Genomic DNA, 13,124 nt, shown 5'->3' on the forward strand with positions numbered 1-13,124 from the left:
TTTGAGATTGGTTTCGATAAAGACAGCGTAGTGAGAGCTACGTTGTTTTTTCATTTATTTAAATTCACAAGTAAAATTGATTATGCGACAAACTTTTATTTTAATGGCTTTGGTTTTTGCCACTAGTTGCTCTAAAAATACAAATGACGTTAATGTTAAAGTTTTTAAAGCGCTAAACTCTTCAGTAACTGGTATCGATTTTCAAAATAATCTTATTGAAAATGATACCATGAACTATTTTAATTATACATCTATTTATATGGGTGGTGGTGTTTCTGTAGGCGATATCGATAACGATGGTTTAATTGATATATTTTTTACAGGAAATCAGGTAAAAAATAGACTTTACCTAAACAAAGGCAATCTTAAATTTGAAGATATTACAGATAGGGCAGGAGTCGGTGGTGACAAACGTTGGTATACAGGTTCTACCATGGCAGATGTAAATGGTGATGGATATTTAGATATCTATTGTTCTGTGGCTGGTCTATCAAAAGAACGTCGTAATCAATTATATATTAACCAGCAAAATGGTACATTCTTAGAAATGGGTGAAACTTATGGTGTAGATGATGCAGCAAATTCTACCCAAGGCACTTTTTTCGATTATGATAATGATGGTGATTTAGATCTATATGTTGCTAATTATCCTATATCTAATGTTAATACTCCTAACTACATATATAGAAATAGAATGCAAAACGTATCTGATGATATATCAGATAAACTCTTTAGAAATGATGGTGATAAGTTTACAAATGTGTCTGAAATTTCAGGTGTTAAGAGTTATGGTTTCTCTTTAGGCGCTACTGCAGGTGATCTTAATAATGATGGTTTGCAAGACCTTTATATATCTAGTGATTATAGTATTCCAGATTATCTATTCATAAATATGGGAGATGGTACGTTTAAAAATGTGTTTAAAGAAGCTACAAATCACACTTCCTTTTATGGAATGGGAGTAGATATTGCAGATATAAATAATGATGGTTTCTTAGATATTTTTCAAGCGGATATGGATTCTAATAGTAGTAGAAGGCAAAAAGCCAATATGAGTAGTATGAATCCTCAGGTTTTTAATGAAGTTGTATTTATGGGCTTTCATTATCAGTACATGCATAATTGCTTACAACTCAACTCTGGTATTTTTCAAGATGGCGTACCTCAATTTTCAAATATATCTCGCCTCACAGGTACTTCTTCTACGGATTGGAGTTGGGCACCTCTTTTTGCAGATTTTAATAATGATGGGTACAAAGATTTATTTGTAACAAATGGAGTTCGCCGAGAAATTAATAACACAGATTTTTTCAATAAGTATTCCAAAAATGATGATTCTGGTCTTTCTGATCTAGAAAAAAGTTTAAAGATTCCTTCAGAAAAGACAGACAACTTTATGTTTAGAAACAATGGTCGGCTTAATTTTGAAAAAATAAACAAGGAATGGGGAATTGAATACGATGGCTTTTCTAATGGTGTAGCTTATGCAGATTTAGATAATGATGGAGATTTAGAATTAATTATAAATAATGTAGATGATACTGCTTCAATATTTCAAAATACGAGCTCTGATAGAAATAGTTATATATCTATTTCTTTTAAAAGTGATTCCAAAAACAAATATGGATTAGGTACCAGAGTATATCTAAATTATGATGAAGACACTCAAATGCAAGAATTAACCCAAACTAGAGGATTTCAATCATCTGTTGCTCCAAGACTACATTTTGGACTAGGTGATTATGACCACGTTGATCAACTTAAAGTAGTTTGGCCGGATGGAAATATTCAAATTCTTGAAAATATTAAGGCGAATCAACATCTCGTTTTAGATCATAAAAATTCTACAGCTATTACAATAAGTGAAGAACCAAAACCAACACAATTTGAGACTGTTGATAGTGCTTTTTTTCCTAAACATAAGCATATAGAAAATGACTATGACGATTTTTTAAAGCAAGTTTTATTGCCTCATAAAATGTCTGCCTTTGGTCCTGCTTTAGCTGTAGGTGACCTAAACGGAGATGGTTTGGACGATTTCTTTATAGGAGGAGCCCATGGTCATCAAGGTGCTATTTATTATCAAACTAAAAATGGTTTTAAGGAAGCTTCAAAAGCATTTCTTAAACAAGATATAATGAGTGAGGATGTAAGTGCTCTTATTTTCGATGCCGATAGTGACGGAGATAATGATCTATATGTTGTAAGCGGTGGCTACGAATTTTCTGAAGGCTCTAGATTTTATAATGACAGGTTATATATAAACAATGGAAATGAAGAGTTTAAAAAATCCTCATTACCCAATTTAAGTACTAGTGGATCTAGGGCTTATAATGCTGATTTTGATAAAGATGGAAAACAAGACTTGTTGGTTCTTGGAAGACAAATTCCTGAACATTACCCATTCCCAGCAAGTAGTTATATTTTAATGAATAGAAGTACAGAAAATGAGGTTATATTTTCTGATGAGACTGAAACTCTTATAAATGATTTTGAAGACTTAGGGATGGCTACGAGTGCAGTTGTTACAGATTTTGATAATGATACCTGGTTAGATATTATTATAGTTGGAGAGTGGATGCCCATCAAGGTTTTTAAAAATATGAAGACCCATTTTGAAGATGTGTCTATAAAAATGGGATTATCTGATGATTCTACTGGTTGGTGGTGGAGTATAAAAGAAGGTGATTTTGATGATGATGGAGACCAAGATTATGTTATTGGAAATAATGGATTAAACTATAAGTACAAAGCTACTGCAGATGAAACGTTTGATATTTATGTAAAAGACTTTGATAATAACAATAAAGATGACATTGTATTAAGCTATTATAGTGAGGGTGAGCAGGTTCCTTTGAGAGGACGATCGTGCTCTTCTCAACAAATTCCTGGAATAAAGAAAAAGTTTAAGGACTACAATAGTTTTTCTGAAGCTACACTCATTGATGTTTATACAAAAGAAGAACTAGACAATTCATTGCACTATCAAGTAAAGTCTTTTGCAAGTGTTTATTTAGAGAACACAGGTGGTAAATTTATAACTCATAGACTTCCAGTAGAAGCGCAGTTTTCTAGTGTTAATCAAGTTATTGTTGATGATTTTGATAAAGACAGTCATCTAGATATTGTAATAGCAGGTAATTTGTACGTGTCCGAAGTTGAAACTCCAAGAAACGATGGAAGTTTTGGTTATTATTTTAGGGGTAATGGTAAAGGTGACTTTATACCTGTTTCGTCATCTCAAAGCGGATTGTTTATAAAAGGTGATACCAAGGATATGTCTAAAATAAATGTAGCTGGTGAGGATTATTTTATTGTCGCTAAGAATAATGATTATATACAGTTTATTAAAACTAATACAATTAAGCCTAATTAAACAATAATAGAAAGTAAAGCAATTACAGAAAAACCAGTAAGCGCTAGTATTGTAGTCATAATTGTCCAGCTTTTAAAAGTCTCTTTTTCGTTTAATCCAAGATATTTACTGACCAACCAAAATCCGCTATCATTTACATGTGAAGCAATCGATGCTCCAGAAGCAATAGATATTACCAGTAAAGCTTTATCAATTGCTGTAACATCTATTGATAGCAAAGGAGCTGTTATTCCTGCTGAGGTAATCATAGCCACAGTAGCTGAGCCTTGTAGTAAACGAATTATAGCAGCTGCTATAAAAGAAAACAAAAGAATACTCATGCCCTTATCTGCAAAATAATTTGCTAGCATTTCACCAGTTCCAGTATTAACAAGAACTTGTTTAAAGACACCACCAGCACCAGTAAGTAAAATAATGATTCCGGCAGGCTCCATAGATTTAGTTGTAATAGAGACTAACTTATCTTTTGTGAAATTCCTTTTTACTCCCAAAAAATACCATGCAATGATATTTGCAATTATCAAGGCTGTAAATGGATGTCCAATCATAGCAATCCAATTCTTCATGTCATTACTAACCTTATCGGTTGCAAATAATGAACTATTTAAAATAGTATTGCCAACAATGAGTATGATAGGAATACCTATAATAGCCAATATGGTATAAACTGATGGAGGTTTTTTTGTTTCATTAATAGTTGAGTCTATTTCAATTTCTGGTGCTTCTATGAAAATTTTCTTTGCTATGTATTTCCCAAATAAAGGACCACATACAATAGCAGTAGGGATACCTACTAAAAATCCAAATAATATCACCCATCCGAGATCTGCTTTTAGGATATCTGCAACAGCAACAGGACCTGGAGTAGGTGGAATAAATGCATGAGTTATAGCTAGACCTGCTAATAAAGGGATAGCATATAGCAGCAAAGATTTTTTCGTTTTACGTTGAAGAGAATAGAGAAGAGGTACTAAAATGATAAAAGCAACATCAAAGAAAACAGGTATTGCGATAAAGAACCCTGTGATTACCATAGCCCAAGATGCTCTTTCTTCACCAAACTTATCTAATAGATAAGAGGCTAAAGCTTTTGCTCCACCAGAATGCTCTAAAATTGCACCAAACATTGCTCCTAAACCAACCACAACAGCAACAAACCCTAAAGTATTACCCATGCCTTGTTTCATGGTTGCGATAATTTCTAGAGGTGGCATGCCAGCAAAGATTCCTACACAAATACTAGCAATTAATAAAGCAATAAAAGCTTGAATTTTGAACCGAAGGATTAACAGTAACAGAATACCAATACCAAGTAAAACCGAAAAAATCAAAGAATAATCTACCATTAGTTGTCTAATTTCCAGTTTGTATGAAAAAATTCAGAATCATCTTTATCGATACGTTGATAGGTATGAGCTCCAAAATAGTCACGCTGTGCCTGAATGAGGTTAGCTGAAGAGTTTTTTGTAGTCATTGCTATCCAATAATTATATGCAGCATAAAATGAATCTAGTGCAATACGATTAGATAACCCGGAGTGTAACACATCAGTAATATCATCCTCTAGTTTAGAAAGTAGCTTGAGTATGTTTTTGTCTTCAAGAAAATTCGAATGATTTTTTAATATTTCCACAGAAGATTCCATGAATTTCGAACGAATAATGCAACCATTAGTCCAAATACGAGCTATCTCGGAAAGGTTTATACTCCAGTTATAGGTTTTTGATGCCTTAGCAATAAGTTGAAACCCTTGCTGATGGTTTATAATCCTTGCAAAACTGTATGCTTTTTCTAATTGTTTAGTTGATAATAAGTTTCTTGAAACAGGACCTTCTATAGTTGATGTAGAGAGCTTTTTTCTTTGTTCTTTAAAAGCAGAAATATATCTTGAGAAGACAGCAGATGAAATCATTGTAGATGGTATTCCCATCTCTAATGCAGCTTTACTAGACCAAGATCCAGTGCCTTTACTTAAAGCCTTGTCTAAAATTCTATCTAAGACAAACCCTTCGCTGTCTTTCTTTTGTAGAATGTTTATAGTAATTTCTAGTAAGTAACTAGCTTCTGTGCTGTTATTCCAATGGCTCAAAATGGTTACAATTTCTTCTTTGGAATGTGTTTTTGACAGTATACTATATATCTCTGCTAATAATTGCATTTCGGCATACTCAATACCATTATGTACCATTTTAACAAAATGACCAGATCCATCATTGCCTATATAAGCACAACAAGGGTTGTTGTTTTTATCCTTAGCTGCTATTTTTTCTAATATATGTGAGATACTTTTATAAGCTTCCATATCACCTCCAGGCATTAATGATGGTCCTTTCCTCGCACCTTCTTCACCACCAGAAATTCCACAGCCTATATAATGTATATTTTTTTGTGCTAAATGCTTAAATCTGTTAACTGTGTCTAAGTAAAATGAATTACCTCCATCTATAATGATATCACCTTCATCTACACAAGAAATTAATAGTGATATGACACTGTCAACAGCATCACCTGCTTTAATCATTAACATGATTTTACGAGGCTTACTTAACGAAAGTACAAACGCTTTCAGCTCGGTAAAACCATTTAGGTTTTTGTAACTAGAATGTTTATTGATAAAACTCGATACAATATGTGCTTCATTAGCTTCGGTTCTATTGTAAACAGATACAGAAAAACCATTATTAGCAAGATTTAAGCTAATGCTTTTTCCCATGACGCCTAAGCCAATTAAACCAAAATCAGATTTATTCATTAGTTATAAATTTTCGAAAATTTCAGAAATTATCTCTTCTTGATTTTGTTCAATGTTTATATGAATGCCGTATGATGGAACCTCTAAAGTCTCAAGTTGAGATTGTAGCATAGTTGATTTCATAAAATGTTTTTTACGTAGCTCTAATCTGTTTTTAATTGTGTCATAATTTCCAGAAAGATATATCCAGTCTATTTGATCTGTATCTTTAGAAAGCATTTTTCGATATGATTCCTTTAATGCTGAGCATGCTAAAATTGCACCAGATGATTGAGACCATTCTTTTATTAGAATAGCTAAGTTTTCTAGCCAAGGCTTTCTGTCTTTATCTTTTAGAGGTACATTATTTTTTAACTTATTAATGTTGACTTGTGGGTGAAAATCATCTCCGTCATAGAAAGGTATATTCATTTTGGATGACAATAGCTTACCAATAGTTGTCTTACCAGAGCCACAAACACCCATGATTATAATAACCTTTGCCATTCTACTTTTTTAGATAAAAAGAAGTCTTAAGCCCTGAAGAAGCATTGGGTGCAATCCAAACATTAAAATTCCCTTCTTCAGCAGCATTAATGATTTCAGAATTAATAAATCTCAAATTCTCTGATGAAATTTCAAAACTGACCTCTTTGGTTTCTCCACTTTTAAGATAAACATGCTCAAAATCTTTTAGCTCTCGTATTGGTCTTGTAATGCTACCTACAACATCTTGTACATATAATTGCACAAGTTCCTTGCCATCTCTCTCGCCAGTGTTTGTTATTTTCGCTTTAATAGTTAGGGTTTCATCAAATCTAATAGTGTCTTTAGAAACCTTTATGTCTTCATATTTAAAATTAGTGTATGATAAGCCATAGCCAAAAGGGAAATGTGGTGTGTAACCTATATCTAGATAGTGAGAGTCATTACCTAAAGAACTTTGCCAAGCTCCAATAGGAATACTATCCATTTGCACATATTCTTCTTTTACTGCTGGTCTTCCTGTGTTTTTATGATTATAGAAGTACGGCAATTGTCCAGCATTTTTTGGCCATGACACAGATAATCTTCCTGTAGGTTCGCTAATGCCAAAGATAATTTCTTGTAAGGCTTCGCCACCCATAGTGCCTGGATGCCAAGCCATTAATACAGCATCAATATCATCTATTATGTTTGATATTGTAATAGGTCTTCCTGCCATAATTACAAGTACTATAGGCTTTCCTGTTTTTGCTAATTCCTTTATTAGTTTTTCTTGCATACCTGGTAAATCTATGTTAGATCGACTATGGGCTTCCCCAGAAAGAATGGCCTCTTCTCCACCAAAAAATAGAATGACATCTGAGTTTTTTGCAATATTTTTAGCTTCATTAAACCCTTTAGTAGTTCTATCTCTACTGTAATCTAAGCCTTGTGCAAACTCAAAACTTATATTGGCTTTTTTGAAGGCGTCTAATGGTGTTATTGTATGCTCACGTTCTCCATCAAATGACCATGTGCCTAATTGCTCGTGAGGTTTATTGGCTAAAGGGCCAATAATAGCAACTTTAGTTGTATTCTTAAGAGGTAGAATGTTTTCATTTTTTAAAAGCACTGTACTTTTTATAGCTGCTTTTTTGGCCTCTTGTAAATGTTCTTCGGCATATAAATTTCCAGTATGGTCTTGAGGTATATGCGGATTTTCAAAAAGATTTAATTTTAGTTTTATGCGTAGTATATTTCTAACAAAATCATCTAATTGAGCTTCACTTACTTTGCCTTCTTCAATTAAAATCTTAAGATGGTTTTCATAAGATTTACTGGTCATTTCCATATCTAAACCTGCGGTTGCAGATAATTCTGCAGCATGCTTTTCATCTCTTGCGTAGCCATGGGCTATCATTTCAATAGAAGAATCCCAATCACTAACTACAAAACCATTAAATTTTAATTCGTCTCTTAAAACATCTTTTAATAAAAACTTGTTTCCTGTGGCAGGAATTCCATTTATTTCATTAAAAGAAGTCATTACAGTTGCTGCGTCTGCATCTACAGCCGATTGAAATGGTGGCAGATATACATTACGAAGCAGTGGCTCGGATAAGTTTACTGTATTGTAATCTCTTCCTCCAATCGCTGCACCATATCCTATATAATGTTTAGCACACGCTGCCATGCTTGTTGGATTGCCTAGGCTATCTCCTTGAAAGCCTTCCACATAAGCTTTTCCTAAAATAGTTGCTAAATATGGGTCTTCACCAGGAGACTCTGCAATTCGTCCCCAACGACTATCTCTGGAAATATCTAGCATAGGTGCAAATGTCCATCGTATACCAGCAGAGCTTGCTTCAAATGCCGCAATTTCTGATGATTTTTTAACAACATCCTTATCCCAAGTAGCTGCTAGACCCAAAGGAATTGGGAAGATGGTTTTAAACCCATGAATGACATCTCTACCAAAAATTAATGGAATACCGTTGGGACTTTCTTCTACAGCGATACGTTGTAATTCTTTTACATAATCTAAATTCATTACATTAAGAAAAGCACCGATTTCACCATTCCTTACTGCTGCTTTTAATTCTTCAGGTAATTTTCCTTCTACTCTACTCGAAGTGCCTCTTAGATTAGTTTGCCCAATTTTTTCTTCGAGTGTCATTTTTGAAAGTAACTCATTAATCTTTACTTCTATATTATGATTTATAGAAGTTGTTTTTAGTGATGTGTTATCTCTATCATTGCAGTTGGTTAAAAAGAAACACAGTACTAAAGAGAATGATACTTCTTTAATAAAATTTTTGGTTGATTTTAGAATATTCATATTTAATATTTCTGTGAGGTTAGTTTTGTTATTTGAAGAATTGGCTTTTAACACCTTTTACACCAACATTTACTTTAAATACTGAGCCTGCATTAGGATATTTTGTTTTTTCTTCTTCTGTCATGTCGATTTTAGCAGATGTGATATATAATGTTTCTAAGTTTTCACCACCAAAAGCACAAGATGTAATATTATGGGCTGGTATCTCAACCTTTTGAAGTATATCACCTGTTTTTGGATTGAATCTAACAACTGCATTTCCATTCCACATACAAACCCAAACCATATCTTCTTCATCAATCGCCATTCCATCGGGATAGCCTAGATCTTCCGAAATTTCTACAGCAACTCGCTCGTTAGAAATACTTCCAGTCGCATTGTCAAAATCGTAAGCCTTTATTTGGGATGTTGGAGTATCTATGTAGTACATAGTTTTTGTATCCTTAGTCCATACAATACCGTTAGATATTGTAACACTGTCAATTTTTGTGGCAAATGAGGCATCATTATTAATTGTGAATAATTTTGCTTTTCCTTTTTCTTGCTGCCAATGCATTGAGCCGACCCAGAGCCTTCCTGATGGATCGCATTTTCCGTCATTAAGTCTTGAGTCTTTTAAAGACTCTTCCATATTAAGGAATAGATTTATTTTGCCAGAATCAACATTGATTACATATATTCCATCAGCTAGAGCTATAATGGCTTCGTTTTCACCCTTTGGAACAACGGTACCAATATGTGAGCTTGTTGGGAAAGAACGATTTGAATTAGTTTTTGGGTCAAAAATATTTAATGACTTACCCTCTATGTCTACCCAATACAATTGATTTTTTTCATGGTTCCAAATTGCTCCTTCACCTAATTTTGCCTCTGCTTTGTAAGCTATGGTGACCAAATCGTTTTCAGAGGATATGGTAGTCTCATCTTTTTGTTTGTTTTTAGAAACACAACTTACGAGTAAAAATACAGTTAACATAAGAGTAAGAATTCTCATTGATTTAGATTTTTATAGTTCTTGTTTTATTTTAGAAAAAAGCCAAGGAAGTAACTGTTCTTCTTTAAACGCTTTTTTGAAAGCTTCACTATGCTTTGTGTTATTATACTCAGTATATTTTACATCTGCGCCACTTTCTAATAGTTTTCTATACATATTTCTTGATCCTTCAACAGGATTCCATTTGTCAATATTCCCATGAAAAATCCAAAACGGAATATGTTTAATTTTTTCTATCTGAGAAGGGTCTGAATAACCAGCCATTGGTACTGCAGCAGCAAATAAATCTGGTTGTCTTGCAACAAACTCCCAGACTCCAAATCCACCCATAGACACTCCAATTATATAGACTCTCATTGGGTCGATGTTATTGTTAGATATAACTTCTTTGATTAGTTCTAATGTAGCTTCACCAGATTCCGAAGGTTCAGGATTCATTGTGTAAGAGCCATCTTTACCAAGTCCTTTAAAAGGAGTTTCGGGCGAATTTCCAACCCATTTTGCCCATTCTTCGTTTTCGGTTTTATCTGAACATTGAGGAATTAAAATATGGCAAGCATACTTAGTTTGCATTTCTTTACTGAGAATAGAATTTTGGTTAATAATAAATCCTGCTTCTCTATAAATATGTGAACCATTATCTGTCCCACGATCTCCTCGTCCATGCAAAAAAATTATTAAAGGAAGTTTTTCTTTGTTGATTTTTTTTGGATTAAATAATCTATACGGAATATCAAGACCATTTGAAGCCTTGAAACTATACTTTGCAAGTATTGAATCGACTTTTTTATCAGTAAGACTTTTTTTATAATTATTAGAAGCCTCATTACATGAAGCAATGAGGCTAACTAAAGCTATTAACATAAAAAAAGTGTTTACTTTTTTCATTTGTGTTTTACTAAAAGTTATTGGTTAATGCTAAAACTTAATTTTTTATAAATATTGTTGGATGAATTACCTATATGTACCTCATAATCTCCTTTTTCTAGATTCCAATCAGATATTGATTCATCATAAAATGCTAAATCAGATTTATTTATTGTAATTGATACAGTTTGACTTTCCCCCTTGTTAACAAATACTTTAGAGAAACCTTTAAGTTCTTTTAAGGCACGTTTTACTTTTGAATCAGTTTTTCCAATATAAACCTGCACGACTTCAGCACCATCTATATTTCCAGTATTTTTTACAACACAATTCACTGTTAAAGAGTCATCTTGATTTTTTAATTTAATATCGCTAAACTCAAATTTTGTATAGGACATACCATATCCAAAAGCAAATTGAGGTGCAATAGCTTTTGTGTCATGCCAACGGTATCCTACTAAGATGTCTTCTTTATATTCTTGCGTAGGGCTTACAGATGGGTTGACTTCAGAGCCTAGAGTTGTGGCTCCTTTGTCCTTTAGATATTCTTCATCAATATTAACACCAGGATAAGATTCTGGACCAAAATAAACAGCTCCATTGTCTTCTAGTTTTTTTGGAAAAGAGAAAGGGAGTTTGCCAGAAGGGTTTACGTCTCCACTAATAACATCTGCAATTGCATGACCTGCCATAGAACCCAAATACCAGGTTTGTATTAAGCCATCAACAGAATCTAACCACGGCATTTCTACAGCGTTGCCAGAAACAAGTACAAAGCCTATTTTCTTATCAAGTGCCTTGATATCATTTAATAGTTCTGTTTGACCGAAGGGTAAGTCAAACTGTTCTCTATCATGATTACCTTCTGAATCTTGTAAGTGACTTTTTGTTAAACCACCAACAAATAACACAATATCTGCAGTTTTTGCCACTTTAATAGCTTCTGTTCTTAATGAATCCGCATTATAAGGCGATGGTAATACTTGATCGTAAACAGAAGGGCCAGAAGCATAGCCAATGGAATGTACTATTTTGGCATTTTTATATCGTTCTCTTAACCCTTGAAGTGGCGAAATTTCAAATTTTGGTTTTAATTCTGATGAACCACCACCTTTTGTCATAGACCGTGTTGCGTTTTCACCTATAACAGCAATAGTTATTCCTGCTTTATCTTCTAAAGGAAAGATATTATTGTCGTTTTTAAGAAGTACAATTCCTTCTGTTGCTATTTTTCTGGCTACATCATGATGTTCTTTATTGTTTGCTCTTCCTAATGCTTGATTGTTACTCATGTTAGTTCTAAATCTTAAACGTAATACTCGTCTTACTTTGTCATCAATAACACTAACAGGTATTTCACCTTTTTTTAGTGCTTCTAAAAAAGGGTTTGCTAGGAAATAATGACTATAATGATTTGCGGTAGTGGTACCTAAACCATCAGTACCTGTTCCCATTTCTATGTCTAAACCATTAAATGCAGCTTCTTTGGTACTATGAGTAGAACTCCAATCACTTATCACTACACCATCAAAAGCCCAGTCTTCTTTCAAGATTTTTTTGGTTAATAATTCGTGGTGTGTGGTGTATTGACCACGAAACTTATTATAAGCTCCCATAATAGACCATACGTTTCCTTCTTTAACAGCTGCTTTAAATGCTGGAAGGTAGATTTCGTGTAGCGCTCTATCGCTAACTTCAACGTTTACTATATCTCTCCAATGCTCTTGGTTGTTTAATGCGTAATGCTTTACACATGCTGCAACACCATTTTCTTGAACTCCTTTTATATATGGTACCACCATCTTAGAAGCTAAAAATGGATCTTCGCCCATGTATTCAAAATTACGTCCATTCATTGGTGTTCTATAAATATTGACACCAGGCCCTAGAAGAACATCTTTTTTTCTATAACGTGCTTCTTCACCGATTGCTTTGCCATATAAATTTGCTAGGTTGGGATTAAATGTGGAGGCTAAACAGCTTAATGCCGGAAAGGCTGTTATGGAATCATTTGTCCAGCCAGCATAATCCCAAGAGTCCCAACTTATTTCTGCTCTTACACCATGAGGACCATCAGACATCCAAATCTCAGGTATACCTAATCGATCTACACCTTTAGTGCTAAATTTAGATTGTGCATGACATAAATCTACTTTTTCTTTAAGCGTTAGAAGTGGAATAATAGAATCAATTTTTGCTTCTATTTCTGCATCGCTCAAAGTTTTAGACCTTGAGTTTGAATTTAAGTTTTCTGATTTATTACATCCAATAATAAATAATAGAATAGGAATAAAAAAAGTATATTTAAAGACTTTGTTCATTTTTAGATTGTTTGATGTTTTTGTTAGTTTAA

Annotated in this window: 8 protein-coding genes; 1 reads left to right on the forward strand and 7 read right to left on the reverse strand. The window is 33.5% G+C overall.

The features are described 5' to 3' along the window. Nucleotides 1–82 precede the first annotated feature (82 nt). Nucleotides 83–3,376 (forward strand): CRTAC1 family protein, encoded by a 3,294-nt coding sequence (locus ACXAFS_RS10765; protein ID WP_475306907.1) that lies wholly within the window; start codon nucleotides 83–85, stop codon nucleotides 3,374–3,376. On the opposite strand, the gene ACXAFS_RS10770 is transcribed toward ACXAFS_RS10765, so the two are convergent. From ACXAFS_RS10770 to ACXAFS_RS10800, 7 genes are read right to left on the reverse strand one after another with little or no spacing between them, the layout of a single operon-like run. After that, nucleotides 3,373–4,722: a GntP family permease gene (locus tag ACXAFS_RS10770; RefSeq protein WP_475306908.1), complete on the reverse strand. Its 1,350-nt coding sequence runs from the start codon at nucleotides 4,720–4,722 to the stop codon at nucleotides 3,373–3,375. The genes ACXAFS_RS10765 and ACXAFS_RS10770 overlap by 4 nt on opposite strands. Continuing rightward, nucleotides 4,722–6,128: an NADP-dependent phosphogluconate dehydrogenase gene (gene gndA, locus ACXAFS_RS10775; protein ID WP_475306909.1), complete on the reverse strand. Its 1,407-nt coding sequence runs from the start codon at nucleotides 6,126–6,128 to the stop codon at nucleotides 4,722–4,724. Before gndA ends, ACXAFS_RS10770 begins: the two co-directional genes overlap by 1 nt. 3 nt (nucleotides 6,129–6,131) lie before the next feature. Continuing rightward, nucleotides 6,132–6,614, reverse strand: coding sequence for a gluconokinase (locus tag ACXAFS_RS10780; RefSeq protein WP_475306911.1), 483 nt, complete (start codon nucleotides 6,612–6,614; stop codon nucleotides 6,132–6,134). Nucleotide 6,615: 1 nt separating this feature from the next. After that, nucleotides 6,616–8,910: a glycoside hydrolase family 3 N-terminal domain-containing protein gene (locus tag ACXAFS_RS10785; RefSeq protein ID WP_475306912.1), complete on the reverse strand. Its 2,295-nt coding sequence runs from the start codon at nucleotides 8,908–8,910 to the stop codon at nucleotides 6,616–6,618. A gap of 28 nt (nucleotides 8,911–8,938) precedes the next feature. Next, a complete protein-coding gene (locus ACXAFS_RS10790) occupies nucleotides 8,939–9,904 on the reverse strand; it encodes an SMP-30/gluconolactonase/LRE family protein (protein WP_475306913.1) in 966 nt (321 codons plus the stop codon). A 12-nt stretch (nucleotides 9,905–9,916) separates the two neighbouring features. Then, on the reverse strand, nucleotides 9,917–10,792 hold the full coding sequence (locus ACXAFS_RS10795) for a carboxylesterase family protein (protein WP_475306914.1): 876 nt from the start codon (nucleotides 10,790–10,792) through the stop codon (nucleotides 9,917–9,919). Nucleotides 10,793–10,809: 17 nt separating this feature from the next. Next, nucleotides 10,810–13,092, reverse strand: coding sequence for a beta-glucosidase (locus ACXAFS_RS10800; RefSeq protein ID WP_475306916.1), 2,283 nt, complete (start codon nucleotides 13,090–13,092; stop codon nucleotides 10,810–10,812). Nucleotides 13,093–13,124: the final 32 nt, after the last annotated feature.

It is taken from the genome of Winogradskyella sp. ABM4_392 (assembly GCF_056160445.1).